Origin of the sequence: Cupriavidus sp. UGS-1 (assembly GCF_021213615.1) — a bacterium.
In the GTDB taxonomy this organism is placed as follows: Bacteria; Pseudomonadota; Gammaproteobacteria; order Burkholderiales; family Burkholderiaceae; genus Cupriavidus.
The window spans coordinates 61,532-88,297 of record NZ_JAJQJF010000023.1; the positions used below are offsets into that span (position 1 = coordinate 61,532).

The window sequence follows — 26,766 nt, forward strand, 5'->3', positions numbered from 1 at the left end:
CTTGTGGCTACAATCGCGGTAAATCGAACGAGCGTTCGATTTTATGGCTCCGGGATGGCGGGCTTCACCACGACCATCGCGACCATCACGACCATCACGACCGGCAGCGCCATCGCCGCAACCAAACAGCCGACAGGCGGGACAGGGCAGACCATGACGATCCGCGACACATCGCGCTCCGAATGTATCACGGTGCGTGGCCTCGATTACCACGTGCGCCACTGGGGCGAACCCGGCGCGCCGAAGCTGTTCCTGCTGCATGGCTGGATGGACGTGGCGGCCTCGTTCCAGTTCCTGGTCGACGCGCTGCGCGGCCGCTGGCATGCGATCGCGCCGGACTGGCGCGGCTTCGGCGGCAGCGGTTGGCCGACCCGCCATCCGGGCACGGCCTCGTACTGGTTTCCCGACTATCTGGCCGATCTCGAGGTCCTGCTCGACCACTATCAGCCCGACGGCGCGGTCGACCTGGTCGGCCACAGCATGGGCGCGAACATCGCGTGTTTCTACGCCGGCGTGCGTCCGGAGCGGGTGCGCCGCGTGGTGGACCTGGAAGGTTTTGGCATGACCGCCACGCGGCCGGAACAGGCGCCGCGGCGCTTTGCCCGCTGGCTCGACGAATTGCGTGAACCGCCGACGCTGAAGACCTACGACGGCGTCGAGGCGGTCGCGGCGCGGCTGAAGAAGACCAATCCGCGGCTGCGCGACGATCGCGCGGCGTTTCTTGCCGAACACTGGTCGCGCCGCAACGAAGCGGGCCACTGCGAGATCCTCGGCGACCCCGCGCACAAGATGATCAATCCGGTGCTGTATCGGGTCGACGAGGCGATGGCGATCTGGGCCGCGGCGACCGCGCCCGTGCTGCATGTCGAGGCGCGCGACTCCGAGACGCTGCGCCATATCGCCCACAAGCAGAGCATCGCGGAATTCAAGCAGCGCTTTGCCGCGTTCCGCGACTTCCGCGAGGTGATCGTCGACGACGCCGGCCACATGCTGCATCACGACCAGCCCGAGGCGGTTGCCGCGCTGATCGAGTCGTTCTGCGGTTGAGCCCGCGCGGCCGGCGTCAGCGCCTCAAGACCCCAGGATTTCAGTCCGCGCCGTGCGTCAGCGCCTGCTTCAGCGCGGCGTTGTTGCTGGTATGCACGTGGACCAGCGCCTTGTCCGGGAAGGCGTAGTGATAGGCGCGGCGCAGCGCCAGCGCGGCCTCGTGGAAGCCGGACAGGATCAGCTTCTGCTTGTTCGGATAGAACGCGATATCGCCGGCGGCAAAGATGCCGCGGCGCGAGCTTTCGTAGGTCGTCGTATCGACCAGGATGCGGCCGGCGCGCATGTCGAGATCCCAATGCGCGATCGGGCCCGGTTCGGACACCAGGCCGTACAGGGCGACCAGTTCGTCGGCCGGCAGCGTCAGCGTGTCCTCGCGTGTGCGTACCTGCGCAGCGACCAGCGTGTCGCCCTCGGTCTGCAGCGCGCCCAGCATGCCGACGACAAAATCCATCTCGCCGGCCGCCACCGCGGCGCGCATCTCGGCCACGGTATGGTCGGCCGCGCGGAAGCCTTCGCGCCGATGCAGCAGCGTGACGCGCGCGGCCACCTTGCGCAGCGCCAGCGCCCAGTCCAGCGCCGAGTCGCCGCCGCCGGCGACGATCACGCGCTTGCCGGCGAAGCGCGACACGTCGCGTACCGCATAGTGCAAATGCCGGCCCTCGAGCGGGGCCGCCTCGGGCAGCGACACGCGCTGCGGGGCGAAGGCGCCGGCGCCGGCGCAGATCAGTACCGCGGCGACGTCGAAACGCTTGCCGGCGTCGGTGGCGACCAGCAGCCGCTGCGGCTCGCCCGGCAGCTCCTGCACGCCCTCGGCGCGCTGGCCGAAATGCATCGGCACGGCGAACGGCGCGCATTGCTCCAGCAGCCGGTCGACCAGTTCCTGGGCCAGGCAGCCGGGCACCGCAGGAATGTCGTAGATCGGCTTCTCGGGATAGAGCTCGGTGCACTGGCCGCCGGCGCGGTCCAGCACATCGATGATCTCGCATTGCAGGCCCAGCACCCTGGCCTGGAACGCGGCGAACAGGCCGACCGGTCCGGCGCCGACGATCAGCACGTCGGTGCGGACCGGCTCGGCATGCGTTGCAGCGGGAGAGGAAGCGTCGTGGGAGGGGGAGGCCGGGTGGGAGTTCTGCATGATCGGATCGTTGCGGTCGGCGCGCGCGATGACGGCACGCGGCGCGAAGAGACTGGGGAGGCGTCCACTATACCCCGGCCCCGCCGCGCTTCCGGCTACGCCACCGTTGGCGGCATGGCTTTGCGCGGCCTGCGCCGGGGGGCTGCCCTCGGCTCTGCGGGCGGCGAAGGCGCGGGAGTAGAATGACGGAATGCACGCTTCCCACGCCGCCTCCCACGCCATCAACGCCGACCTGCATTGCCACTCGACCATCTCGGACGGCACGCTGCCGCCCGCGGTCGTCGCCGAGCGGGCGCACGCGAACGGCGTCGAAATCTGGTCGCTGACCGACCATGACGAACTGGGCGGCCAGCTGATCGCGCGCGAGACCGCCGAGGCGCTGGGCATGCGCTATGTGCCCGGCGTCGAGATCTCGGTGACCTGGGCCGGCCAGACGGTGCACATCGTCGGCCTGCAGATCGATCCGCTGTGCCCCGAACTGATCGACGGCCTGACCGCGACGCGCTCGGGCCGGGCCCGCCGCGCGCAGGACATCGGCGAGGCACTGCGCGCGGTCGGCATCGAGGGCGCCTACGAAGGCGCGCTGCGCTATGTCGGCAACCCGGACCTGATCTCGCGCACGCACTTTGCCCGCTGGATGGTCGACGAGGGCATCTGCGGCAATATCTCCGAGGTGTTCGACCGCTATCTGACCGAAGGGCGGCCCGGCTATGTCGGCCATCGCTGGGCCACGCTCGGCGAGGCGGTCAAATGGATCCGCGCCGCCGGCGGCATTGCCGTGATGGCGCATCCCGGCCGCTACGACTACACCGATACGCAGCACGACGCGCTGTTCGACGAGTTCACCGCGCTTGGCGGCGGCGCCGTCGAGGTCGTGACCGGCAGCCATACGCCGGACCAGTACCGCCGCTATGCCGACGTCGCGCGCCACTACGGGCTGCTCGCCTCGCGCGGCTCGGACTTCCATGGGCCGGGCGAGGGACGCGTCGAGATCGGCACGCTGCCGCCGCTGCCGTCGTCGCTGACGCCGGTCTGGCACGACTGGTAAGCCGCCCGCTCGCGCCATGTCGCAGTTCTTCGATATCCATCCGCTCGATCCGCAATCGCGGCTGATCAAGCAGGCCGCCCAGATCGTCGGCAAGGGCGGGCTGATCGCGCTGCCGACCGATTCGAGCTATGCGCTGGCCTGCCGGCTCGACGACAAGGCGGCGGTAGAGCGCCTGCGCCGGCTGCGCGGCATCGACGACAAGCACCACCTGACGCTGATGTGCCGCGACCTGTCCGAACTCGGCAACTTCGCCCGGGTCGACAACCGCCAGTACCGCTGGATCAAGGGCGCCACGCCGGGGCCCTATGTGTTCATCCTCGAGGCCACCAAGGAGGTGCCGCGGCGGCTGTCGCATCCGGCCCGCAAGACGATCGGCGTGCGCGTGCCCGACCACGCCATCCCACAGGCGCTGCTGAACGAACTGGGCCAGCCGATCATCAGCGCGACGCTGCAGCTGCCCGGCGACGCCGCGCCGCTGGACGATCCGCTGGAGATCCGCGAACGGCTGCAGAAGCAGCTCGACCTGGTGATCTGCGGCGGCACCGCGCCCGCGCATGCCTGTACGGTGATCGACCTGACCAGCGGCGAACCGGTGCTGGTACGCGCCGGACGTGGCGATGTCGCCCGCTTCGGGCTGTGAGCGCGGCGTGTTGCCGCTGGGCGCCTCGCGCCACCCCGCGCGCGCGACGCGCCCGACGAATCGGCGTGGCGAGCGGTGCCCGCCGTTACAATAGCGCCCCATGGACGCCTCTCTGATTCAGACCTTCGCGGTCTACGCGCTGCCCGTGCTGTTCGCCATCACGCTGCACGAGGCCGCGCATGGCTATGTGGCCAAGCATTTCGGTGACAACACCGCCTATATCCTCGGCCGGGTCAGCCTGAACCCGGTGCGCCATATCGATCCGATCGGCACCATCGCCGTGCCGCTGCTGCTGTACCTGGTCACCAGCGGCCAGTTCGTGTTCGGTTACGCCAAGCCAGTGCCGGTCGCCTTCGGCCGGCTGCGCAATCCGCGCTGGCACAGCATGTGGGTGGCGCTGGCCGGCCCGGGCGCGAACCTGGTGCAGGCATTCGCCTGGGCGCTGATCGCGCTGGGCCTGGTGCTGGCGCAGGTCGACGAGCCGTTCTTCGCGCAGATGGCGCGCGCCGGCGTGCTGGTCAACCTGGTGGTGGCGGCGTTCAACCTGTTCCCGATTCCGCCGCTCGACGGCGGGCGCGTGCTCAGCGCCTTGCTGCCGCAGCGGATGGCGTACGCGCTGTCGAAGATCGAGCCGTACGGCATCTTCGTCGTGCTGGCGCTGGTCGCGGCCGGCGTGATCACGCGGGTCTGGATGCAGCCAGTGATGAGCCTGCTCGGCTCGCTGGTCCAGCTGCTGCTGGCGCCGATCCTGGCACTGGTGCAATGACGCTGCAATGACGCTGGTGCAATGATTTCCTGAAAGACTGATTACAACGACATGTTCCCCGATCGCGTTCTCTCCGGCATGCGGCCTACCGGCGCGCTGCATCTTGGCCACTACCATGGCGTGCTGAAAAACTGGGTCAAGCTGCAGTCGGAGCACCCGTGCTTCTTCTTCGTGGCCGACTGGCACGCGCTGACGACGCACTACGAATCGCCCGAGGTGATCGGCCAATCGGTCTGGGAAATGCTGACCGACTGGCTGGCCGCCGGCGTCGATCCGGAGCAGGCGACGCTGTTCATCCAGAGCCGCGTGCCCGAGCACGCCGAGCTGTTCACGCTGCTGTCGATGGGCACGCCGCTGGGCTGGCTCGAGCGCGTGCCGACCTACAAGGACCAGATCGAGAAACTGAAGGACAAGGACCTGGCGACCTACGGCTTCCTCGGCTATCCGCTGCTGCAGGCGGCCGACATCCTGATCTACCGCGCCGACAAGGTGCCGGTGGGCGAGGACCAGGTGCCGCACGTCGAGATCACGCGCGAGATCGCGCGCCGCTTCAACTTCCTGTATGGCCGCCAGCCCGGTTTCGAGGAGAAGGCGCAGGAGGCCGCGAAAAAGCTCGGCGGCAAGCGTACCCGCGTGTTCCTCGACCTGCGCAAGACCTTCCAGGAGCAGGGCACCGACAGTGCGCTGGAAGAGGGCCGCGCGCTGGTCGCGCAATCGCAGAGCCTGTCCAATGACGATCGCGAGCTGCTGCTGGGCTATCTGGCGGGCTCGCGCAAGACCATCCTGGTCGAGCCGCAGGCGCTGCTGACGGCGGCGTCGCGGATGCCCGGGCTCGACGGCCAGAAGATGTCGAAGTCCTACGGCAACACGATCCGCATGCGCGAGGACAAGGACTCGGTCGAGAAGAAGGTCCGCACGATGCCGACCGACCCGGCGCGCGTGCGCCGCACCGATCCGGGCGAGCCGGCGCGCTGCCCGGTATGGCAGCTGCACCAGGTCTATTCCGACGAGCCGACCAAAGAGTGGGTGCTCAAGGGCTGCCGCAGCGCCGGCATCGGCTGCATCGAATGCAAGCAGCCGGTGATCGAGGGCATCCTGCGCGAGCAGCAGCCGATGCTCGAGCGCGCGCAGCCGTACATGGACAATCCGGCCCTGCTGCGCGACATCGTCGACCACGGCTGCGCCAAGGCCAGCGCGGTCGCGCAGGAGACCATGCGCGAGGTGCGCGAGGCGATGGGGCTGGGATACCGCTGATGGGCTCCCTGCCGCCGTCCATGCCGCCGTCCGTGCCTCCGTCCCTGGCTGTCGGTGCGCCGCACGCTGCGATCGGCGAGCCGTCGCCGTGGGTGGTGCGCTGGACGCCGTTGCTGCGCGCCGGCGGCTGCGTGCTGGACCTCGCCTGCGGCAGCGGGCGCCATGCGCGCTGGCTGGCCGAGCGCGGCTTCGCGGTGCTTGGCGTCGATCGCGATGGCGCCGCGCTGGCCGGCCTGCCGCCGGCCGTCCGCACCCGCCAGGCCGACCTGGAGCAGGGCGCCTGGCCGCTCGGCGACGAGGCGCCGTTCGACGCGGTGATCGTCACCAACTATCTGCATCGCCCGCTGTGGCCGCATCTGCTCGATGCGCTGGCGCCCGGCGGCGTGCTGGTCTACGAGACGTTCGCAGCGGGGAACGAGACGGTCGGCAAGCCGTCCAACCCCGATTTCCTGCTGCGGCCCGGCGAATTGCTCGATGCGGTGCGCGGCCGCCTGCGGGTGATCGCCTACGAGGACGGCGTCATCGAAGTGCCGCGGACGGCGTTCGTACAGCGCATGTGCGCCGTGCGCGAGGCACTGGAAGGCGCCGGAGCGGCGGCCCCGCCACGCTATCGCCTGGACGGCTGATCGCGCGGCGCGACGTGGCCGCCATGTCGGCGCACAAGCGGGTCAATGCGTTGATCCACTTGGTGTTTGCCCCGGTAGGCAGGGATTGCCGGTGTGCTTCGGCGGCCAATTCGTATCCGGTACAATCCCGCTATTCGAAATCTCGAAAACCATACGAGCTATGACACAGATTACCGGCAGCATCGTCGCCATCGTGACGCCGATGCAGGAGGACGGCAGCCTGGATTACCCCGCGCTGCGCAGCCTGATCGACTGGCACGTCGCCGAGGGCACCGATGGCATCGTGATCGTCGGTACCACGGGGGAATCGCCTACCGTGTCGGTCGAGGAGCATTGCGAGCTGATCCGGGTCGCGGTCGAGCAGGCCGCCGGGCGTATCCCTATCATCGCCGGGACCGGCGGCAACTCGACGCGCGAGGCGATCGAACTGACCGCGTTCGCCAAGCAGGTTGGCGCCGATGCGTCGCTGCAGGTCGTGCCGTACTACAACAAGCCGACGCAGGAAGGGATGGTCCGGCATTTCCGCACGATCGCGGAAGCGGTCGACCTGCCGGTGCTGCTGTACAACGTGCCGGGACGTACCGTCGCCGACATGAGCAACGACACCATCCTGCGCCTTGCGCAGGTGCCGGGCATCGTCGGCGTCAAGGAGGCCACCGGCAATATCGACCGCGCGGCCCAGCTGATCAAGGACGCGCCGGAAGGCTTCGCGATCTACAGCGGCGACGATCCCACCGCGGTGGCGCTGATGCTGCTGGGCGGCCACGGCAATATCTCGGTGACCGCCAACGTGGCCCCGCGCAAGACGCACGAGCTGTGCGTCGCCGCGCTCAAGGGCGATGCGATCACGGCGCGCCGCCTCCATATGGAATTGATCGCGCTGAACAAGGCGCTGTTCATCGAGGCCAACCCGATCCCCGTCAAGTGGGCGCTGCAGCAGATGGGCAAGATGGCCGGCGGCATCCGCCTGCCGCTGACGCCGCTGTCGTCCGAGCACCACGAGACCGTGCGCCGCGCGCTGGCCGGCGCCGGGCTGCTCGCCTGATCGTTCCGATTTTTCTTTCGCGCCAAGCGGTCATTCCCTTCACTAGGATTGCGTGTCAATGAAACTCAAGCTTAACCGCCATGGCGTGCCGCAAGGCCGCCGTGCCGCCCTGGTCTTGCCGCTGCTCGCCTTCGGCATGATCGCTGGCTGCAGCACCGTCAACGACATGATGCAGGCCGACAAGATCGACTACAAGTCGGCCGCCGCCGCCAAGCGGACCTCGACGCTCGAGGTGCCGCCGGACCTGACCAAGCTCGACGGCGACCGCCGTTATTCGGTCCCCGAGCAGGCCGGTACGACGTTGTCGGGCTACCAGCAGGCCACCAGCACCCAGCCCAAGGTCGCCGGCACCAACGTGCTGCCGTCGGCGGAAGGCATCCGCGTCGAGCGCGACGGCAACCAGCGCTGGCTCGTCATCAGCAACGGCATGGCGCCGGACCAGCTGTGGCAAACCATGCGCGAGTTCTGGCAGGAGAACGGCTTCCTGCTGGTGCAGGACTCGCCCGAGACCGGCATCATGGAAACCGACTGGGCCGAGAACCGCGCCAAGATTCCGCAGGACTTCATCCGCAACACGATCGGCAAGGTGTTCGACAGCCTGTACTCGACCTCGGAGCGCGACAAGTTCCGCAGCCGCGTCGAGAAGGGCCAGAACGGCAACCTCGAAGTCTTCATCAGCCATCGCGGCGCCAAGGAAGAGCTGACCGGCCTGGACAAGTCGCAGACGGTGTGGACGCCTCGCGCGGCCGATCCCGAACTGGAGGCCGAATTCCTGTCGCGCCTGGCGCAGCGCCTGGGCGTGCAGAAGGAACAGGCCGACCGCATGGCCAAGAACGGCACGCTGCCCGCACCGGCTGGCGCCGCCAAGCCGGCCGCGCCGGCCGACGCCGGCGCCGGCAAGACCGCGGCCGCGGCGGCTTCGGCCAGCTATCTGACGCAGGTCAACGGCGCGCAGGCACTGCAGCTGCCCGAGCCGTTCGACCGCGCCTGGCGCTCGGTCGGCCTCGCGCTGGACCGCGTCAACTTCACGGTCGAAGACCGCGACCGCGGCCAGGGCCTGTACTACGTCCGCTATGTCGATACCCGTGACACGGTCAACGACAACCGCGGCTTCTTCTCCAAGCTGTTCACGCGCAGCGGCGGCGATGCCGCGCGCCAGGCCAAGAAGTATCGCGTCGCGCTGAAGGGCAGCGGTTCGGGCACCACCGTCACCGTGCTGAACGACGCCGGGCAGCCGGAGTCGACCGAGATCGCCAAGCGCATCCTGACGCTGCTCGACGAGCAGCTGCATTGAGCGCCGCCTTGCGCGCTGCATTGAGCGGACCTGCGATGCCGGATCGGCGCGCCGCCGTGGCCCGTCCCGACAAGGGGCGGGCGCGGCGATGATGCGGTTCGGCTTTCTGGGCAGCGGCAGCGAAGGCAATTCGCTGCTGATCGAATCCCGCGATGGCGCCAGCGTGACCCGCGTGCTGCTCGACTGCGGCTTCGGCCTGCGCGAGACCGCGCGGCGGCTCGAGCGGCTTGGCGTGACCCCGGACGGGCTCGACGCGGTGCTGGTCACGCACGAGCACGGCGACCATGTCGGCTCGGCCTATGCCTTTGCCGCGCGGCATGGGCTGCCGGTCTTCACCACGCATGGCACCTGGCTCGCGACCTCGCATCTGCGCGGTGCCGACAAGGCCGATGTGCGTGTGATCGGCGCCGACTACACGTTCGAGATCGGCAATCTGCAGGTATTGCCCTACACGGTGCCCCACGATGCGCGCGAGCCGGTGCAGTTCGTGCTGTCCGATGGCGATGCACGGCTTGGCGTGCTGACCGACGCGGGAATGGAGACGCCTTATCTGGTGGCCCGTCTGGCGGGCGTCGATGCGCTGGTGCTCGAGTGCAATCACGACCGCGAGATGCTGCGCAACTCGGTGTATCCACCTTCGCTGAAACGGCGCATCGGCGGCGACTTCGGCCATCTGGCCAACGAGGTGGCCGCGGCGATCCTGGCGCGCGTCGCGCACAGCGGCCTCGGCCGCGTGGTTGCGGCCCATCTGAGCCAGCAGAACAACACGCCGGCGTTGGCGACCGGCGCGCTGGCGGCGGCGCTCGGCACGGTGGCCGACGATATCCTGGTCGCGGACCAGTACGAGGGCCTGGGCTGGCAGGCGGTGAAGGGATCGATCTGAAGCGATCAGACCAAGGGGCTAGCCGGCCGCGGCGGCGCGGCCCGGCGAGCGCCCATAAAAAAAACCGGCCCGAAGGCCGGTTTTTTCGTTCGGGCGAACGCTTACTTGGCTTCCGCAGCCGAAGCGTCAGCGGCCGGAGCCGAGGCGTCAGCAGCCGGGGCCGAAGCGTCGGCAGCCGGAGCAGCAGCGGTGTCAGCAGCCGGAGCCGAAGCTTCGGTAGCCGGAGCGGTAGCAGCCGGAGCAGCGGTGTCAGCTGCGGGAGCGGCTTCTTCCTTCTTGCCGCAAGCGGCCACGGCAACAGCAGCCAGCAGGGAAGCGATCAGGAGAGACTTCTTCATTGTTCGTCCTTTAACTTGTAATAGAAAGAAAAACAGGCGATGAATAATTACCGGTAATTATCGCTCGTGAACTTCAATTTAATGGCTCTCCCCGGTGCCGTAATTGCTTTGGTCCACAGTACGAGCCAGCTGGCGATTATATCCACGTTTTCCCGGCTTGTGTAGCGGCGTCATTTGCTGACCACACTGTTACGCATTATTACATCGCAGCCGGTGCCAGCTGCAGCCAGCCCTCCAGCGTCCAATGGTGAAAAGTCTCCATCAACTCGGGCAGGTCGGCGCATTGCGCGACCTCGGCGGCGGTCAAATGGCGTCGATCGGCCAGCCGGCGCAGCCAGCCGGCCAGCTCGCCCGGCACCTCGTAGGCCTCGCCATTGAGGAAGAAATGGCTGCGGTCGTATAGCGCGATCGAAGCCGGCGCCAACACAATGCCGTGCGTTCTCGCCAGTTTCGCGTATTTTCCGGCGGCGATTTGCGGAACCTCGGCGAACTCCACGCCGGGCTTCGGTTCGGACAGATGGGTGCCGATAAACTCGGACACCATGTCATTGGACCAGCGCAACGCCTGCAGCCGTTGCGCAACGGCGCGGGCGAGATCCGCCGGCAGTTGCGCGGGGCGCGAAGTGGCTGCCTGACCGGGATCGGCATAACGCCCGGACAACGCTTCGTTGTCTTCCACGGTTTCCGACAGCCACGCCAGAAAATGGCCCGCCAGCTCTCGATAGGCCGGCGCGCGGAAGCCGATCGAGCAGGTCATGCACTCGCCGTCGGCGACGCCATCGTGGGCGTATTGCGGCGGCAGGTACAGCATGTCGCCCGGCTCCAGCACGAACTCCTGTTCCGCTTCGAATTCGGCCAGTATCTTTAATGGAAGATCGGGCACTAGGTCGAGCCGGTCCTGCGACGAGATGCGCCAGTGGCGCCGGCCCGAAACTTGCAGCAGGAACACGTCATAGGAGTCGAAGTGCGGACCGACACCGCCGCCGTCGGTGGCATAGCTGACCATCACATCGTCCAGGCGTGCATCGGGAATGAAGCGGAATTGCCCCATCAGCGCTGCCGCCGCGCTATTGTGGAGGTTCACGCCCTGGACCAGCAGCGTCCATTGGCGCGCCTTGGCGGGCGGCAGGTTGTCGGCGGCAAAGGGGCCGTGCGCCAGTTTCCAGCGGTTGCGGAAGTGGGTGACCAGCCGCGACTCGACGTCGTCGCGGTCGGCCAGCTCGAAAAGCGCTTCCCGCGAGACTGGGGGCACGATATCAGGGATGGCTTGTCGAACCAGCAGGGGTTTGCGGTGCCAGATATCACGCATGAATGCGGCGGGCGTCATGCCCCCGAGCAGCTGAAGTGGCGCATCCGGATCCACCGGGCCGCGGGGCAGGGCCTGCGCGTATAATGCGGAATCGTTCATGGAGTGAAGAATTGAAAATCGCGAAGAACACGGTTGTGTCCGTGGTGTACAAGCTGTCGGATGCGCAGGGCAATCTGATCGAAGAATCGGATGAGCCGATGGTCTACTTGCACGGCGGCTATGATGGCACGTTCCCCAAGATCGAGGAAGCACTCGACGGTCATGCCGCAGGCTTCGAGACGCAGTTGCAGCTCGAGCCCGAGGATGCCTTCGGCGACTACGACGCCGAACTGGTCAAGGTCGAGCCGCGCGATCGTTTTCCCGAGCCGCTGGAAGTCGGCATGCAGTTCGAAGGCGTGCCCGAAGACGGTGACGAAGAGGATTCGGTGATCTATACCGTTACCGATGTCGCCGAGGACAAGGTGGTGCTCGACGGCAATCATCCGCTGGCCGGCATGGCGCTGCGTTTCTGGCTGAAGGTCTCCGAGGTCCGCGAAGCGACCGCCGAAGAAGTGGAGCACGGCCACGCGCACGGCGCGTCGGGCATCGAGGTGGTCGACGAAGACGAGGACGACGACAGCCCGCGCACGCTGCACTGATCGGCGTATGGATCCATTGAACGGAAAAGCCGGCATTGCCGGCTTTTTCGCTTTCCGGGGGACGAAGTTTCCGCGCTAGTTCTTGCCCGCGCCGTCCTGCAGCGCGACCGAGAACAGCGAACGCGAATCGGGCGAGATCGTCAGTTCGGTCCATTGCTTCGGCGAGCCCACCGGCAGCGCGACGCGCGTGAAGCTGCGGATCGTCTTGCCCTTCGCATCGCGCAGCGGCGTATCGATGCCGAAGCCGCCGATGCTGCTGTGGATCAGCAGCACCTGTCCGCGATAGTCGCTGACCAGCTCGCGCAACTGCCGTTTGAATTCAAGATAGCCGTCGCGCTTGCGATGGCGCAGGAATCCGTCGAGCAGCGTGGGCTTGCCGCGCTTCTCCCAGCCGTTGCCGAACAGCGGATCGCCGTGGATCACCAGCACGATGCCGTCGAGCGATTCCTGTTCGGCGACCGAGAACGCGCGCGCCAGCCATTGCCGGTTGGCTTCGCGGCGATCCTCGAATTCGCCGTTGCGGCCGGCCTCGGTGCGATAGTGGTTGTTGTCGTCGGGCACGTTCATGCCGACCAGCAGCACCTTGCCCGCGGTCCACCGAACGTTCTCGCGATAGCTGCGGAACTTGGCCTGATCCGATTGCCGGATCAGCCGGAGCTTGCGCTGGCCCAGCGAATCGTCGTCCGGGAAGGCCAGCTCGCGCAGCCGCGCCAGCCGCTCGTCGGGATCGAAGCTGCCGTTGACCGCCTGCTCACACTCTGCCCAGTCGGTTTCGCCCGGGATATAGATCAGCGGCAGCGGCGACAGATCGAGCAGCCCCAGCCGGCCGGCCAGCATTGCATCGGCGCACGACTCGGTATCGCCCTTGATGCCGCCGGCATGGATCACGAAGGCGAGCTTGCGCTGCGCGAGGTTGTCCAGCAGTTGCTGTGTCGGCGCCTCGGCGTCGGGCCATTGGGGCAGGTCGGCGATCAGTGCGATGCGGACCAGTCGCGAGTCGACAGCCTTGCCGCCTTTGCCGTCGGCCTTGCCGCCGGCTGCCTGCGATTTGGCGGCGACCGGCTGCACGGCGGCGGCGCTCTGCGTGCACCACGCGCCCAGCAGCGCCGCCGCCATCGCAATGGCCAGCAGCGGTCGGCACGACAGGGCCCGGCGGCGCACGCTTGCCATCGTCATGCCGGCTGACCGGATTCCTCGGCCAGCGCCTTCAGTCGATACAAGGCGTCGAGTGCTTGCCGCGGCGTCATGCTGTCGGGATCGAGCTCGCGCATCGCCTCGTTCAGCGCATCGTTGGCCGGCGCAACGGAAGCGGAGGCGCCATCGTCGCGGACATCGTCATCGTCAGCCGTGGGCACCGCCGGCGCCGCGAACAGATCCAGCTGCGGCGTCGGCGTGGCGTCGGTCGATTGCTGCTCGAGCCAGGCCAGATGCTTGCGCGCGGCGCGGATGACCGGTTGCGGCACGCCTGCCAGTTGCGCGACCTGCAGGCCGTAGCTCTGGCTGGCCGGGCCGTCCTGCACCGCGTGCAGGAAGACGATGCCGTCGCCATGCTCGACCGCGGACAGATGCACGTTGGCCGCCTGCGGAAATTCCTGCGGCAGCTGTGTCAGCTCGAAATAGTGCGTGGCGAACAGCGTGTGGCTGCGGTTGTGCGCGAGCAGATGACGGGCGATCGCCCATGCCAGTGCCAGGCCGTCGAAGGTCGACGTGCCGCGGCCGATCTCGTCCATCAGCACCAGGCTGTGCGGCGTCGCGTTGTGCAGGATCGCGGCGGCCTCGGTCATCTCGACCATGAAGGTCGAGCGGCCGCCGGCCAGGTCGTCGGCGGCGCCGATGCGCGTGAAGATCCGGTCGATCGGCCCGACCGTCGCGCGCCGCGCCGGCACATAGGCGCCGACGCAGGCCAGCAGCACGATCAGTGCGGTCTGGCGCATGAAGGTCGACTTGCCGCCCATGTTCGGGCCGGTGATCAGCAGCAGCTTGCGCGCCTCGGTCAGCTGGCAGTCGTTGGCGATGAACGGCGTCGATTCCGCGGCCAGCTGACCCTCGACCACCGGATGACGGCCCTGCACGATGTCGATCACGTTCTCGTCGACGCGCTCGGGGCACGACCAGTCCAGCGTGCGCGCCCGTTCGCCCAGCGCGGCCAGCACGTCCAGCCGCGACAGCGCCGCCGCGACCCGGCGCAGCTCGCCGATATGCGGCAGCAGCAGTTGCAGCAGACCTTCGTACAGCTGCTTCTCGCGCGCCAGCGCACGGTCCTGCGCCGACAGCGCCTTGTCCTCGAAGGCCTTCAGCTCCGGCGTGATATAGCGCTCGGCGTTCTTCAGCGTCTGGCGCCGGCGATAGTCGTCGGGCACCTTGTCGGCCTGGCCGTTGGTGACCTCGATATAGAAGCCATGCACGCGGTTGTATTCGACGCGCAGGTTGGCGATGCCGGTGCGGGTGCGTTCGCGCGCTTCCAGGTCGATCAGGAACTGCCCGCAGTTCTCGGAGATATCGCGCAGCTCGTCGAGCTCGGCGTCGTAGCCGCGGGCGATCACGCCGCCATCGCGCACGGCCGTCGACGGCTCCGGTGCGATCGCGCGCGCCAGCAGGTCCAGGCAGTCCTGCGGCACCGCGAGCTCCGCCAGCGTCTGCGCCAGCAGCGGGGCGGTGTCGTCCGGGGTCACGCAGGCCTGCACGTCGGGCAGCGCCGCCAGCGTATCGCGCAGCGACGACAGGTCGCGCGGACGCGCGCTCAGCAGCGCCAGCCGGGCGGTGATGCGCTCGACGTCGGCGAGCCGGCGCAGGCGCGCGCGCAGCGTGTCGACGTCCTGCGCCAGCAGCGCGCCGATGGCCTGCTGCCGTGCCTGGGGAATCGACCGCTCGCGCAGCGGATGGTGCAGCCAGTGGCGCAGCAGCCGGCTGCCCATCGCGGTGGCACAGGTATCGAGCAGCGAGAACAGCGTCGGCGCTTCGCCGCCGCGCAGCGTCTCGGTCAGTTCGAGATTGCGGCGCGTGGCGGTGTCCAGGCCAACGAATTCGGTTTCGTGTTCGACCGTGACGCCCTGCACATGGCGCAGCGACTGGCCCTGCGTGCTGGCCGCATAGTTCAGCAGCGCGCCGGCCGCGCCGAGTGCTGCGCCCAGCGGGCGGCAGCCGAACGGATCGAGACTGGCGACGCCCAGTTGCTCGCGCAGGCGACGCGCGCCGGCATCCTGGTCGAAGTGCCACTCGGGCAAGCGGGTGCGCGCGCACGGATGCGCCGGCAGTTCGATGCCATCGGTGTGCAGCAGCTCGGCGGGGCGGATGCGCTCCAGCTCCCGCGCCAGTTGTGCCGCCTCGCATTCCATCAGCCGCAGTTCGCCGCTGGCGAGGTTGAGCCAGGCCAGCCCGGTCTTGCTGACGCCGCGCCGCATCGTTTGCTGGTGCACCGCCATCAGGAAGGTATCGGCCTTGTCAGGCAGCAGCGCCGCATCGGTCAGCGTGCCGGGAGTGACGATCCGGACCACCTTGCGCTCGACCGGGCCCTTGCTGGTGGCCGGATCGCCGATCTGCTCGCAGATCGCCACCGACTCGCCCTGCTTGACCAGCTTGGCCAGGTATTGGTCGACCGAATGGAAGGGGATGCCGGCCATGCGGATCGGCACGCCGTTGGAGCTGCCGCGCGCGGTCAGCGTGATGTCGAGCAGCCGCGCGGCCTTCTCGGCGTCGTCGTGGAACAGCTCGTAGAAATCGCCCATCCGGTAGAAGAGCAGGGTGTCCGGATGGTCGGCCTTGATGCGCAAATATTGCTGCATCATCGGCGTGTGTTTTTCCGCGGTACCAGCCGATGCGCTGGCGGCCGCGGTAGTTGGCAGGTCTTCGGACATGCAATCCTCTCGGCGGGCCGCTGCAGACGGGCAGCGGCCGGGTTCGGAGCGTGCGCGAGGCCGTGGGCGTCGCACGCAAACGCGCATTTTACTGCGCGTTGCGGCCGGGAACGGAGAGGAGTTGGGGGAAAAACTGTCAGGGATGGGTTAGCGCCCCGGTTCATCCCGGGGCCGACCCCTCAGGCCGCTGGCCCGCCGTTGTCCAGCGAATACGGCGTCAGGAGGCGCACCATCTGCGCGAATGCCTTCGGGTTGCCGGCCAGCACCTCGCCCTGTTCGAGCTGGCGCGCTTCGCCGGCGTAGTTGCCGACCAGGCCGCCGGCTTCGGTGATGAGCAGCATGCCGGCCGCCATGTCCCAGGGCTTCAGGCCGGTCTCGAAGAAGCCGTCCAGCCGGCCGCAGGCGACGTAGGCCAGGTCCAGCGCGGCGGCGCCGGGCCGGCGCAGGCCGGCGCAGTTCTGCGTCATCAGCGCAAACACTTCGACATAGGCCTCGAGGCCGTCCAGGTCACGGAAGGGGAAGCCGGTGCCGATCAGGCAGTCGGCCAGCTTGTCGCGGCGGCTGACGCGGATGCGGCGGTTGTTCAGGAAGGCGCCGGCGCCCTTGGTCGCGGTGAACAGCTCGTCGCGGGTCGGGTCGTAGACCACCGCCTGCACCGGCGAACCCTTGTGCAGCTGGGCGATCGACACGCAGTATTGCGGGAAGCCGTGGATGAAATTCGTGGTGCCGTCGAGCGGGTCGATGACCCAGGTGTACTCGTGGCCTTCCTCGCCCTCGCGCCAGGACTGGCCGGACTCTTCCGCTAGAATGCCGTGTTCCGGGTACGCCGTGCGGATGATCTCGATGATCGCGGCCTCGGCGGCGCGGTCGACCTCGGTGACGAAATCGTTGTGCTGCTTGCGCGAAACACGCAGGAGATCCACGTCCATCGACGCGCGGTTGATGATGGAACCGGCCTTGCGGGCGGCCTTGATGGCGATATTGAGCATCGGATGCATGAATCTCTCCAGGACGCCGGAAAGCGGGCAGCGCTGCGGACGGCATGGCGCGCGCGGCTCCCGGCGGACAACACAACGGATTGTAGAAGAACGGGCGCGCTGGCCCTGGCTGCGCTGGCCGGCATCGATGCCTTGGCCGGAGCGGCGGAGCGGCGCGCCAAATAAATTGAACCCCGCATTGTATAGGAACCCGTCAATGGACACGAGCAAGCACGCAAACGAGGCCCCGGGCGCCCCGCAGCAGGCCCTGGACGCCGCGTTCGCGCGCGTGCGCTTCGTGCTGGTCGAGACCAGCCATCCCGGCAACGTCGGCTCGGTGGCGCGCGCCATCAAGACCATGGGCTTCGGCGGCCGGCCCGGGACGCTGGTGCTGGTGTCGCCGCGGGAGCCGGCCGTGCGCGAGCATCCGGAAGCCGTCGCGCTGGCCAGCGGTGCCGACGACGTGCTGCGGGCCGCGCTTGTGGTCGATGATCTGGAGGCGGCGCTGGCCGGCGCGTCCTATACCGTCGCGATGACCGCGCGCCAGCGCGAGTTCGGGCCACCGCGGCTGCTGCCGCGCGAGGCGACGGCAAAGGCCAGCGAGCACCTGCTGGCCGGCGCGTCCGGCATCGAAGCGGAAACCGCCGAGCCGGCCGATATCGCGTTCGTCTTCGGCAACGAGCGCTTCGGCCTGCCCAACGAGGCCGTCGATCGCTGCTCGGTGGTGACCCATATCCCCGCCAATCCGGCCTACGCCTCGCTGAACCTGGCCCAGGCGGTGCAGCTCGTCGCCTACGAGATGCGGCTGGCGCTGCTGCAGGAGCGCGCGGCGGTGCCGAGCGATATCGGCTATGCTGGGCAGGCCGCCACGGCCGAGCAGATCGAGGCGATGTTCGTGCATCTGCAGCAGGGCCTGGAGGCGATCGGCTTTCTGGATCCGGCCCATCCGAAGAAGCTGATGCCGCGGCTGCGGCGGCTGTTCGCGCGCAGCGGGCTGGAGCAGGAGGAAGTCAATCTGCTGCGCGGCATCGCCAAGCAGATGACACTGGCCGGACGCGGACCGCGCGGCGGCGACCGCAACAGCGACCGCAGTGGCAACACCACGGAGACATGACATTGGCGCGAATCGCCGCCTCTTCTCTGGGCACCGACGCTCCTCACGCCTTCCATCGCGAGCGATGTTGACGCCCGCGCCGCGCACGCCCGGGCTGCTCCCGCGCGTGTCGACGTAGCGGCGGGGCAGGTGCGGCGCCCGATGCCCATGACGGCATCAGGGTGCCAAATCTCTTACACTCCCTGCTTCCGTTTTCCCCAGGGCATTGCCCGGACACGACCCCGGCGGCATGCGCGTTCCGATGGCGCGCGGCACGGCGGGGCAATCGCACACGACCAAGATGTTCTCTCGCCTCAAGGAAGATATCGACACCATCATGCAGCGCGACCCCGCCGCGCGCAGCCGGCTGGAGGTGCTGACGTGTTACCCGGGCCTGCATGCCGTGGTGTTCCACCGCTTCGCGCACGCCTGCTGGAATGCAGGGATGCATTGGCTGGGCCGCTGGATCTCGCACTGGTCGCGTTTCCTGACCGGCATCGAGATCCATCCGGCGGTGAAGATGGGCCGGCGCGTGTTCATCGATCACGGCATGGGCGTGGTGATCGGCGAGACCGCCGAGATCGGCGACGACTGCACGATCTATCAGGGTGTGACGCTCGGCGGCACCTCGCTGTACAAGGGACAGAAGCGGCATCCGACGCTGGGCACCGGCGTGGTCGTCAGCGCCGGCGCCAAGGTGCTGGGCGGCTTCACCATCGGCGACGGTGCGCGCGTCGGCTCCAATGCGGTGGTACTGAAGCCGGTGCCGCCGGGCGCGACCGCGGTCGGCGTGCCGGCCCGCATCATCCTGCCGGACGCGCCGCCTTCGCAGCAGGGCGCGCGGCAGGAGTTCTCGGCTTACGGCATCACGCCGAATGCCGACGATCCGGTGTCGCTGGCGCTCAAAAGCCTGATCGACCATGCGGCCAGCCAACAGGAAAAGCTCGAGGCCGTGCAGGCGGCATTGGACCGGCTCGGCGAGCATCTGGAGAACACGCCCAACGATCGCTTCGATGCCAGCGAGCTGCGCAAGCTGATGAAGTAGCGCGATCGCATCAAGCGAACGGGGCAGGACCTCCGTCTTGCCCTGATGGCTCAGTCGAGCTGCGGCAGCTCGCGAAAGCCCTCGGCATCGAGCTGCAATGCCGCCGCGCGCGGATGCGCGCCATCGAGATCCCAATCGGTCAGTACCCAGCGCAGGCCATGCGGCTCGTCATGCCGGGCCGGGCGGTGCGTGTGGCCATGCACCATCGCCGCCGTGCCGCTGTCGCGCAGCAGCGCCGCCACCGCGGCCGGTGCGACATCGCCGTAGTCGCGCGGCGGCCCGGGCCGTTGGCGGCCGGCCTCGCTGTCGCTGCGCAGCTTGCGCGCGATGCCTAGCCGCCACGACAGCGGCAGCGCCAGAAACAGCCGCTGGATCCAGGCTTTGCGGGTCCAGTGCCGGAAGCGCATATAGCGCGTGTCGTCGGTGCAAAGCATATCGCCGTGGGTCAGCACCACGCGGTGGCCGGCGCAGTCGATCACGGTCGGGTCGGGCAGCAGCGTGGCGCCGGCCTCGCGGGCAAAGCGAGGACCGAGCAGGAAGTCGCGATTGCCGTGCATCAGATAGACGGGCACGCCGCGCGCTGACAGGCGCGCCAGCGCCGCGGCGACGGCGCGCGGAAACGGTGCCTCGCGCTCCTCGTCGCCGATCCAGAATTCGAAGAAGTCGCCGAGGATGAAGAGGGTGCGCGCCTGTTCGGCGGCGCGTTCGAGCACGCGCTCGAATGCCGCCAGCGTGCGCGGCATCCCCGGGGTCAGATGCAGGTCGGAAATGAACCACGCCGGCGCCTCCACCGCGAGGACGGAGGCAGCCGGCGTGCTGGCGGCGGGGCTCATCGATCCGGAACGATTTCCATGGGCGAGGGCATGCCGCCGTGAGTGGCGCGCGCTGTGCCGCAAAGAGGCAGCACGCGCCGTGCGGGACGATGTGCCGCGAAGATTTGGCGCACGTTTACTCGAGCACCACCGCCTTCTCGATCACGACGTCCTCGAGCGGCACGTCCTGATGGAAGCCGGCGCTGCCGGTACGCACGCCCTTGATCTTGTCGACCACATCGGTGCCTTCGACGACCTTGCCGAACACCGCATAGCCGAAGCCCTGCGGCGTCGGCGACGTGAAGTTCAGGAAGTCGTTGTCGACCACGTTGATGAAGAACTGCGCGGTGGCGGAGTGCGGCGCGTTGGTGCGCGCCATCGCCACGGTGTAGCGATCGTTCTTCAGGCCATTGCCGGCCTCGTTGTCGATCGGGTCGTCGGTCGGCTTCTGCTTCATGCCGGGCTCGAAGCCGCCGCCCTGGATCATGAAGTTCTTGATGACGCGGTGGAAGATCGTGTTGTCGTAGTGGCCCTTGCGGACATAGGACAGGAAGTTCTCCACCGTCTTGGGCGCCTTGTCGGCGTCGAGTTCGATGACGATGGCGCCGTGATTCGTTTGCAGCTGGACCTTGGACATGGCTTTCCTCTGTTACTTGACGATGGTGGCCGACTCGATGACGATCGGCGTGGCTGGCACATTACGCATGGGGCCGTAGGCAGTGGTCGGCGACTTCTTGATGCGATCGACGGTGTCCATGCCTTCGACCACCTTGCCGAACACGGCATAGCCGTTGCCGTCCGGCTGCGGATAGTCGAGACTCGGATTATCTACCACATTGATGAAGAACTGCGCCGTGGCCGAGTTCGGATCGCCGGTGCGGGCCATCGCCACGGTGCCGGCCTTGTTCTTCAGGCCATTCTGCGACTCGAGCGGAATCGGCGCGCGCGTCGGCTTCTGCTTCATGTCGCGGTCGAAGCCGCCGCCCTGCACCATGAAGCCGTTGATCACGCGGTGGAAGATCGTGCCGCTGTAGAAGCCGCTGTTCACGTATTCCAGGAAGTTGGCGACCGTCTTGGGCGCAGCGTCGGGATAGACCTCGATGGTGAAGCTGCCGGCGCTGGTGGCAAAGCGCACGCGCTCGGCGGCCGAGGCTGCCGGCGCCGAGGAGGGAGCCGGCGCCTGTGCCTGGGCGGCACCGAAGCTCAGGGTGCCGGCCATCAGCGCGGCCAGCATGGCGCCGAGGGCGCCGCGTCGGGTCAGGGACATGGGAATCTCCAGGGATTGGGCGAGGACGATCGGCGGATGCAGGCGGTCGATGGACGCGCCATTCCGGCAATCGCCCCGCATGGATAACGATCACGCCCGCTCGCTGCCGCATGCATGGGCCAAGCGGTGCGAGCCGGGCAATGCTGCGGTCAGCTCAGTCCAGGTCTTCGCGATCCGGACCGGGCGGCCTGGGCAGCGGCGGCGGGGCGATCGGGGCCTGCGGCTCGTCGGCCGGCTCGCGCGTGCGCGGCTGCGCGGCAGCCGGCGCATTGGCTGGGGCCTTGGCCGCCGCCTTGGTGCCGACCGCGGCCAGGCCGGTGCGCGCGCGTGCGTCGCCGGGGTTGCGCTTGAGCGCTTCGGCGTAGGAGCGCTCGGCTAGCTTGCGGTAGACGTCGCCCAGATTGGTATAGCCGATCGCAAAGCCGGGCTTGGCTTCGAGCGCGGCCAGCAGTTCGGCCTCGGCGCGCTTCAGATCGCCCCGGCGCGCATAGATCAGCGCCAGATTGTTGTGCGGCTCGGGCAGTTCGGGATATTCCTGTGCGATCTCGTGGAAGGCCTGCACCGCCTCGTCCTCGCGGCCGGCCTGCGACAGCGCCCAGGCGCGCTCGAAGCGGGCCTGCACATTGCGCGGGTTGGCGGCGATCACCTTGTCGAAGCGCTCGATCGCCTCCGCATAGCGCCGCTGCTGCGCTGCCTTCTCGGCGTCGGCCATACCGGGGTCGCCCGAAGGCTGGAAGCCCTTCGCGCCGGGCGCGGCGCCGCCGGGGAAGCCAACGGACTGCGCCAGCACCGGCGCAGCGGGCAGGGCGCTCAGCAGCGCGGCAGCGCTCGCCACGGCGACGGCGCATGCGCGGCGTACGATGGTGGCGGCGCGGCGGCGCACGGTCATGTTGCCGGGCGTGACGTGATGCATGGCGTCGGTCGCGACGTTGGACGATGGCAAGCTCATGTAGGTGCGGTCCTTTATACTTCGCGGCATTCTAGCAAAGCGCGGCATCGACGCCGACGCGCGAAGGCTTCCGGTAAGATATGGCCTCGCTCGGCGAACCGATGTCGACGCCGCGGCCGCGACGCATCGCCGTGTCACGTCGTCCGGCGAGTCGGCCGGCAAGTCGGCCGGCGCGCGATCGGCCAGTCGCACCGGCTCGCGCGGCAGGCGCCACGCATTCTCTTCGAACACCCCGTTTCATGCATCCACTGAACATCTACAACACGCTCGCGCGCGAGAAACAGCCCTTCGTGCCCATCGAACCCGGCAAGGTCCGCATGTATGTCTGCGGCATGACGGTGTACGACTACTGCCACGTCGGGCACGCGCGCGTGATGGTGGTGTTCGACATGGTGCAGCGCTGGCTGCGCGCCGCCGGCTACGAGGTGACCTATGTGCAGAACATCACCGACATCGACGACAAGATCATCCGCCGCGCCGCCGAGAACGGCGAGACCATCGGCGAGCTGACCGAGCGTTTCATCGGCTATATGCACGAGGACGCGGCCGCGCTCGGCATCCAGCGTCCGGACCACGAGCCGCGCGCGACGCAATACGTGCCGCAGATGCTCGACATCATCGGCAAGCTGGAAGCGAAGGGCCTGGCGTATCAGGCCAGCGACGGCGACGTCAACTACGCGGTGCGCAAGTTCAATGGCTACGGCAAGCTGTCCGGCAAGTCGCTGGAGGACCTGCGCGCCGGCGAGCGCGTCGCGGCCAACGATGCCAAGCACGATCCGCTCGACTTCGTGCTGTGGAAGTCCGCCAAGGACAGCGAGCCGGCCGAAAGCAAGTGGCCGTCGAAGTGGGGCGCCGGCCGTCCGGGCTGGCATATCGAATGCTCGGCGATGAGCTGCGCGCTGCTCGGCGAGCATTTCGACATCCATGGCGGCGGCGCCGATCTGCAGTTCCCGCACCACGAGAACGAGATCGCGCAATCCGAGGGCGCCAGCGGCAAGCCCTTCGTCAACGTGTGGATGCATAACGGCTTCGTGCGCATCAACGACGAGAAGATGTCGAAGTCGCTCGGCAATTTCTTCACGATCCGCGAGGTGCTGAAACAGTACGATGCCGAGGTCGTGCGTTTCTTCATCCTGCGCGCGCACTACCGCAGCCCGCTGAACTACAGCGACGCGCATCTGGACGACGCGCGCCACGGCCTGACCCGCCTGTACACCGCGCTGAAGGACGTGCAGCCCGACACGCAACCGCTCGATTGGGACGAGCCGCACGCGCGCCGCTTCGCCGAGGCGATGGGCGACGACTTCAATACGCCGATCGCGGTCTCGGTGCTGTTCGACCTGGCCGGCGAAGTCAACCGCAGCGGTTCGCCCGCGGCGGCACGGCAATTGAAGAGCCTGGCCGCCACGCTGGGCCTGCTCGGCCGCGATGCACACGCCTTCCTGCAGGGCGGCGCCGACTCGGCGGGCATCGCGCCGGAACAGATCGAAGAACGCATCGCCGCGCGCAAGCAGGCCAAGGCCGAGCGGAACTTTGCCGAGGCCGACCGCATCCGCGCCGAGCTGCTCGAGGCCGGCGTCGTGCTGGAGGACAAGCCGGGCGGCGTGACCGAATGGAGGCGTGCTTGAACGCTGCCGTGCGCAAGACGCCCGGCACGGCGGCCAAGGCCGCCAGGCCGGCGCGGGCCACCGGAGAGCCAGCCATCAAGGCGGCCAAGGCGACCAGTGCGACCAAGGCCACCAAGCCGGCAAGGGTCGCCAAGGCGCCCGCCGCCGGCGAGGTGGCCGCGCCGAAGGGCCGCACGGTGACCAAGGCCGACGGCAAGCCGGCGCTGAAGACCACGCGCGCCGGCAAGACGGCGCTGCCCGAGGCCGCGGCGATCCCGCTGCCGGTCGAGACGGTCGAGGGCGCCGTGCGTCCCGCCTATTGGGACGAGGCCTGCGCCGACCTGATGAAGCGCGACCGCATCCTGCGCAAGATGATCCCGACCTACGGGCCAGCCCATCTGATTTCGCGCGGCGATCCCTTCATCACGCTGGCGCGTTCGATCGTCGGCCAGCAGATCTCGGTCAAGGCCGCGCAATCGGTATGGGACCGGCTGGCCGCCGCCTGTCCGAAGCTGACCCCGGCGCAGCTGCTGCGAGCCGGCGTCGACAAGCTGGCCGCCTGCGGGCTGTCGCGCCGCAAGGCCGAATACATCGTCGATCTGGCCGATCACTTCAAGGCGGGGCGGGTCCATGTCGACAAGTGGGCCGAGATGGACGACGAGGCGGTGATCGCCGAGCTGACGCAGATCCGCGGCATCGGCCGCTGGACTGCAGAGATGTTCCTGATGTTCAACCTGATGCGGCCGAACGTGCTGCCGCTGGACGACATCGGCCTGATCAACGCGATCTCGGCCAACTATTTCAGCGGAGAACCGGTCACGCGCAGCGAGGCACGCGAAGTCGCCGCCAACTGGGAGCCGTGGCGCACCGTGGCGACCTGGTACATGTGGCGCAGCCTTGATCCGCTGCCTGTCACTTACTAGTCTGGCTTCGATAACCGATAGCCGAAAGCCGGGGCACGAAAGTGCTCCTTTCACCATCTTCAGGCGGCGCAAGCGGCGCATACGAGGCGATTTCAGCGCCCGGAGCGCCAGGAAATTCCGGTAGAATGCGCCCCTTCACAGACAGGTACGTGTGATTCAATGAAAACCACCTTCCTGGATTTCGAACAGCCGATCGCCGAACTCGAGGCAAAAATCGAAGAACTGCGCTTCGTGCAGGACGACTCGGCCGTCGACATTTCCGAAGAGATTTCGCGGCTGGCCGGCAAGAGCCAGCAGCTGACCAAGGACATCTACGCCAACCTGACCCCATGGCAGGTGGCCCAGATCGCTCGCCATCCCCAGCGTCCCTACACGCTGGACTATGTGCGGGAGATCTTCACCGACTTCCACGAACTGCACGGCGACCGCGCCTTTGCCGACGATCTGTCGATCGTGGGCGGCCTGGCCCGCTTCAACGGCCAGGCCTGCATGGTGATCGGCCACCAGAAGGGCCGGGACACCAAGGAGCGCGCGCTGCGCAACTTCGGCATGTCCAAGCCCGAGGGCTATCGCAAGGCCAAACGGCTGATGGAACTGGCCGACAAGTTCGGCCTGCCGATCTTCACGTTCGTCGACACGCCGGGCGCATTCCCGGGCATCGACGCCGAGGAGCGCGGCCAGTCGGAGGCGATCGGTCACAACCTGTACGTGATGGCCGGCCTGAAGGTGCCGCTGATCGCCACCATCATCGGCGAGGGCGGTTCCGGCGGCGCGCTGGCGATTGCCGTGGGCGATGTGGTGCAGATGCTGCAATTCGCCACCTACGCGGTGATTTCGCCGGAAGGCTGCGCCTCGATCCTGTGGAAGACCGCCGAGAAGGCGCCCGAGGCCGCCGAGGCGCTGGGCCTGACCGCGCATCGACTGAAGGCACTGGGCCTGATCGACAAGATCGTCAACGAGCCGCTGGGCGGCGCGCACCGCGATCCGAAGGCGATGGCCGCCATGCTCAAGCGTTCGCTGGCCGAGTCGCTGCGCCAGTTCCAGGGCATCAGCGTCAAGGAACTGCAGGCGCGCCGCCACGAGCGGCTGATGGCCTATGGCAAGTTCAAGGAAACCGGCGCCCAGGGCTGAGGCTGATCCCGCCGCGCCCGATTTGCGCGACCCGACCGCCACGCTGACCGACAAGGTCGCACAGGCCCTGCAGGCCGGTGCGGCCTTTGTCGTTTCCGGGGCCGGCCAACACGAGCGGCACGGTCCGAAGGCGGTGGCGGTGGCGCTGTCCGGCGGCCGCGACTCGGTCGCGCTGCTGCATGCGGCGCGCGCCGCGCTGGCCGCCATGCGCGTGGACGACGCGCAGCCCGTGCCCCTGCTGGCGCTGCACGTCCATCACGGATTGCAGGCCCAGGCCGACCAATGGGAGCGCTTCTGCGCGCAGTTGTGCCGCGACTGGGGCGTCGAATACCGCGCCGCCCGCGTGACGGTCGCTCCGGCACATGGGGAAGGGTTGGAAGCCGCCGCGCGCCGCGCGCGCTACCAGGCCCTGACCGAGCTCTGCGAGCAGCACAACGTCGGCTGGCTGCTGTTCGGCCACCATCTGGACGACCAGGTCGAGACTGTGCTGATGCGGCTGTTCCGCGGCAGCGGCGTGCATGGCCTGGCCGGCATGCCGGCGCTGCGGCGCCTCGCCGAGCACCGCGACATCGCGCTGCTGCGGCCGTGGCTCGAGATCGAACGGCGCGACATCGAGGCCTATTGCCAGACGCACGGCCTGCGCTGGATCGACGATCCGTCCAACGACGACACCCGCTTTGCCCGCAACGCGCTGCGCCAGCAATTGCCCGGGCTGCTCGCCGCCTTCCCGGCGCTGCGCGCCAATGTCGCGCAGGCCTCCGCGCATCTGGCGGAAGCCGCTCACGCGCTCGACGCCATGGCCGCGCGCCAGCTGGCGACATTGGCGCATCCCGGCCGCGATGCCGCCACGCTGGCTGAGCTCGACCTCGACGGCCTGCGCGCCTTGCCGGCCGCACAGGGCGACGCGGTGCTGAGGCTGTGGCTGCGCGACCTCGGGGTCCGCGCGCCGTCGGTGGCCCGCCTGGCCGCGATGCGCGCGCAACTGATCGACCATCGCGGCGGCGAGCCTGCGCTGCCGCACGACGGGCTGGTGCTGCGGCGCTTCCGCTCGCGGGTGCTCGCCTGCGTGCCGCCCGGGTCGCCGG

General features: G+C 68.3%; 26 protein-coding genes. 16 read left to right on the forward strand and 10 right to left on the reverse strand.

Translation table 11 applies throughout. From position 1 onward, the window contains the following. Nucleotides 1-153 precede the first annotated feature (153 nt). Complete coding sequence (locus LRR16_RS22405; RefSeq protein ID WP_232207158.1) at nucleotides 154-1,047, forward strand: alpha/beta fold hydrolase; 894 nt, start codon at nucleotides 154-156, stop codon at nucleotides 1,045-1,047. Nucleotides 1,048-1,087: 40 nt separating this feature from the next. On the opposite strand, the gene LRR16_RS22410 is transcribed toward LRR16_RS22405, so the two are convergent. Then, nucleotides 1,088-2,182, reverse strand: a complete 1,095-nt coding sequence (locus LRR16_RS22410; RefSeq protein WP_232207147.1) for an NAD(P)/FAD-dependent oxidoreductase — start codon at nucleotides 2,180-2,182, stop codon at nucleotides 1,088-1,090. 190 nt (nucleotides 2,183-2,372) lie between these two features. Between LRR16_RS22410 and LRR16_RS22415 the strand changes: the two genes are divergently transcribed. The 8 genes from LRR16_RS22415 to LRR16_RS22450 all read left to right on the forward strand — a co-directional run bounded on the left by LRR16_RS22415 (nucleotide 2,373) and on the right by LRR16_RS22450 (nucleotide 9,738). Then, nucleotides 2,373-3,230, forward strand: a complete 858-nt coding sequence (locus LRR16_RS22415; protein ID WP_006579095.1) for a 3',5'-nucleoside bisphosphate phosphatase — start codon at nucleotides 2,373-2,375, stop codon at nucleotides 3,228-3,230. A gap of 16 nt (nucleotides 3,231-3,246) precedes the next feature. Next, the gene (locus tag LRR16_RS22420; RefSeq protein WP_006579094.1) at nucleotides 3,247-3,870 is read left to right on the forward strand and encodes an L-threonylcarbamoyladenylate synthase; all 624 of its coding nucleotides are present in this window, start codon (nucleotides 3,247-3,249) and stop codon (nucleotides 3,868-3,870) included. Between the two features lie 100 nt (nucleotides 3,871-3,970). After that, on the forward strand, nucleotides 3,971-4,636 hold the full coding sequence (locus tag LRR16_RS22425; protein ID WP_006579093.1) for a site-2 protease family protein: 666 nt from the start codon (nucleotides 3,971-3,973) through the stop codon (nucleotides 4,634-4,636). Nucleotides 4,637-4,687: 51 nt separating this feature from the next. Beyond that, nucleotides 4,688-5,890: a tryptophan--tRNA ligase gene (locus LRR16_RS22430; RefSeq protein WP_064573207.1), complete on the forward strand. Its 1,203-nt coding sequence runs from the start codon at nucleotides 4,688-4,690 to the stop codon at nucleotides 5,888-5,890. A gap of 20 nt (nucleotides 5,891-5,910) precedes the next feature. After that, on the forward strand, nucleotides 5,911-6,516 hold the full coding sequence (locus tag LRR16_RS22435) for a class I SAM-dependent methyltransferase (protein ID WP_370646873.1): 606 nt from the start codon (nucleotides 5,911-5,913) through the stop codon (nucleotides 6,514-6,516). A gap of 160 nt (nucleotides 6,517-6,676) precedes the next feature. Then, the gene (dapA, locus tag LRR16_RS22440) at nucleotides 6,677-7,561 is read left to right on the forward strand and encodes a 4-hydroxy-tetrahydrodipicolinate synthase (RefSeq protein ID WP_232207149.1); all 885 of its coding nucleotides are present in this window, start codon (nucleotides 6,677-6,679) and stop codon (nucleotides 7,559-7,561) included. Nucleotides 7,562-7,619: 58 nt separating this feature from the next. After that, nucleotides 7,620-8,855 (forward strand): outer membrane protein assembly factor BamC, encoded by a 1,236-nt coding sequence (gene bamC / locus LRR16_RS22445; protein ID WP_064573214.1) that lies wholly within the window; start codon nucleotides 7,620-7,622, stop codon nucleotides 8,853-8,855. An 88-nt stretch (nucleotides 8,856-8,943) separates the two neighbouring features. Beyond that, complete coding sequence (locus tag LRR16_RS22450) at nucleotides 8,944-9,738, forward strand: MBL fold metallo-hydrolase (protein WP_232207150.1); 795 nt, start codon at nucleotides 8,944-8,946, stop codon at nucleotides 9,736-9,738. Between the two features lie 101 nt (nucleotides 9,739-9,839). Here LRR16_RS22450 and LRR16_RS22455 read toward each other — a convergent pair whose 3' ends face one another. Together LRR16_RS22455 and LRR16_RS22460 are read right to left on the reverse strand one after the other, a co-directional pair. Next, the gene (locus LRR16_RS22455; RefSeq protein WP_043437644.1) at nucleotides 9,840-10,076 is read right to left on the reverse strand and encodes a hypothetical protein; all 237 of its coding nucleotides are present in this window, start codon (nucleotides 10,074-10,076) and stop codon (nucleotides 9,840-9,842) included. 199 nt (nucleotides 10,077-10,275) lie between these two features. After that, on the reverse strand, nucleotides 10,276-11,484 hold the full coding sequence (locus LRR16_RS22460; protein ID WP_370646872.1) for a JmjC domain-containing protein: 1,209 nt from the start codon (nucleotides 11,482-11,484) through the stop codon (nucleotides 10,276-10,278). An 11-nt stretch (nucleotides 11,485-11,495) separates the two neighbouring features. Between LRR16_RS22460 and LRR16_RS22465 the strand changes: the two genes are divergently transcribed. Further along, nucleotides 11,496-12,023, forward strand: coding sequence for a peptidylprolyl isomerase (locus LRR16_RS22465; protein ID WP_006576455.1), 528 nt, complete (start codon nucleotides 11,496-11,498; stop codon nucleotides 12,021-12,023). 75 nt (nucleotides 12,024-12,098) lie between these two features. Here the strand turns inward: LRR16_RS22465 and LRR16_RS22470 are convergent, their stop codons facing one another. The 3 genes from LRR16_RS22470 to LRR16_RS22480 all read right to left on the reverse strand — a co-directional run bounded on the left by LRR16_RS22470 (nucleotide 12,099) and on the right by LRR16_RS22480 (nucleotide 16,875). After that, on the reverse strand, nucleotides 12,099-13,199 hold the full coding sequence (locus LRR16_RS22470; RefSeq protein ID WP_232207151.1) for a hypothetical protein: 1,101 nt from the start codon (nucleotides 13,197-13,199) through the stop codon (nucleotides 12,099-12,101). Then, nucleotides 13,196-15,877, reverse strand: coding sequence for a DNA mismatch repair protein MutS (gene mutS / locus LRR16_RS22475; RefSeq protein ID WP_232207152.1), 2,682 nt, complete (start codon nucleotides 15,875-15,877; stop codon nucleotides 13,196-13,198). Before mutS ends, LRR16_RS22470 begins: the two co-directional genes overlap by 4 nt. 179 nt (nucleotides 15,878-16,056) lie before the next feature. After that, nucleotides 16,057-16,875: an inositol monophosphatase family protein gene (locus LRR16_RS22480; RefSeq protein WP_064573223.1), complete on the reverse strand. Its 819-nt coding sequence runs from the start codon at nucleotides 16,873-16,875 to the stop codon at nucleotides 16,057-16,059. 196 nt (nucleotides 16,876-17,071) lie between these two features. On the opposite strand from LRR16_RS22480, the gene LRR16_RS22485 reads away from it, so the two are divergent. Both LRR16_RS22485 and cysE read left to right on the forward strand, forming a co-directional pair. Beyond that, complete coding sequence (locus LRR16_RS22485) at nucleotides 17,072-17,968, forward strand: RNA methyltransferase (RefSeq protein WP_232207153.1); 897 nt, start codon at nucleotides 17,072-17,074, stop codon at nucleotides 17,966-17,968. A gap of 280 nt (nucleotides 17,969-18,248) precedes the next feature. Then, nucleotides 18,249-18,992, forward strand: a complete 744-nt coding sequence (cysE, locus tag LRR16_RS22490) for a serine O-acetyltransferase (protein ID WP_006577564.1) — start codon at nucleotides 18,249-18,251, stop codon at nucleotides 18,990-18,992. A 50-nt stretch (nucleotides 18,993-19,042) separates the two neighbouring features. Here cysE and LRR16_RS22495 read toward each other — a convergent pair whose 3' ends face one another. The 4 genes from LRR16_RS22495 to LRR16_RS22510 all read right to left on the reverse strand — a co-directional run bounded on the left by LRR16_RS22495 (nucleotide 19,043) and on the right by LRR16_RS22510 (nucleotide 22,020). Further along, the gene (locus LRR16_RS22495) at nucleotides 19,043-19,825 is read right to left on the reverse strand and encodes a UDP-2,3-diacylglucosamine diphosphatase (protein ID WP_232207154.1); all 783 of its coding nucleotides are present in this window, start codon (nucleotides 19,823-19,825) and stop codon (nucleotides 19,043-19,045) included. A gap of 115 nt (nucleotides 19,826-19,940) precedes the next feature. Continuing rightward, nucleotides 19,941-20,441: a peptidylprolyl isomerase gene (locus LRR16_RS22500; protein WP_023264649.1), complete on the reverse strand. Its 501-nt coding sequence runs from the start codon at nucleotides 20,439-20,441 to the stop codon at nucleotides 19,941-19,943. 12 nt (nucleotides 20,442-20,453) lie between these two features. After that, nucleotides 20,454-21,071: a peptidylprolyl isomerase gene (locus tag LRR16_RS22505; RefSeq protein ID WP_043440631.1), complete on the reverse strand. Its 618-nt coding sequence runs from the start codon at nucleotides 21,069-21,071 to the stop codon at nucleotides 20,454-20,456. Nucleotides 21,072-21,225: 154 nt separating this feature from the next. Continuing rightward, complete coding sequence (locus LRR16_RS22510) at nucleotides 21,226-22,020, reverse strand: tetratricopeptide repeat protein (RefSeq protein ID WP_232207155.1); 795 nt, start codon at nucleotides 22,018-22,020, stop codon at nucleotides 21,226-21,228. A 239-nt stretch (nucleotides 22,021-22,259) separates the two neighbouring features. Between LRR16_RS22510 and cysS the strand changes: the two genes are divergently transcribed. From cysS to tilS, 4 genes are all read left to right on the forward strand, one after another. Further along, nucleotides 22,260-23,648 (forward strand): cysteine--tRNA ligase, encoded by a 1,389-nt coding sequence (gene cysS, locus LRR16_RS22515; protein WP_232207156.1) that lies wholly within the window; start codon nucleotides 22,260-22,262, stop codon nucleotides 23,646-23,648. Then, nucleotides 23,633-24,550 carry a DNA-3-methyladenine glycosylase gene (locus LRR16_RS22520; RefSeq protein ID WP_156526370.1) on the forward strand — a complete coding sequence of 306 codons (918 nt, stop codon included), beginning with the start codon at nucleotides 23,633-23,635 and terminating at the stop codon, nucleotides 24,548-24,550. Before cysS ends, LRR16_RS22520 begins: the two co-directional genes overlap by 16 nt. Before the next feature lie 159 nt (nucleotides 24,551-24,709). After that, the gene (locus LRR16_RS22525; RefSeq protein WP_023264370.1) at nucleotides 24,710-25,681 is read left to right on the forward strand and encodes an acetyl-CoA carboxylase carboxyltransferase subunit alpha; all 972 of its coding nucleotides are present in this window, start codon (nucleotides 24,710-24,712) and stop codon (nucleotides 25,679-25,681) included. Nucleotides 25,682-25,724: 43 nt separating this feature from the next. Beyond that, nucleotides 25,725-26,766: tRNA lysidine(34) synthetase TilS (tilS, locus tag LRR16_RS22530; protein WP_255674204.1), on the forward strand; the 1,042-nt coding region annotated here is incomplete at its 3' end.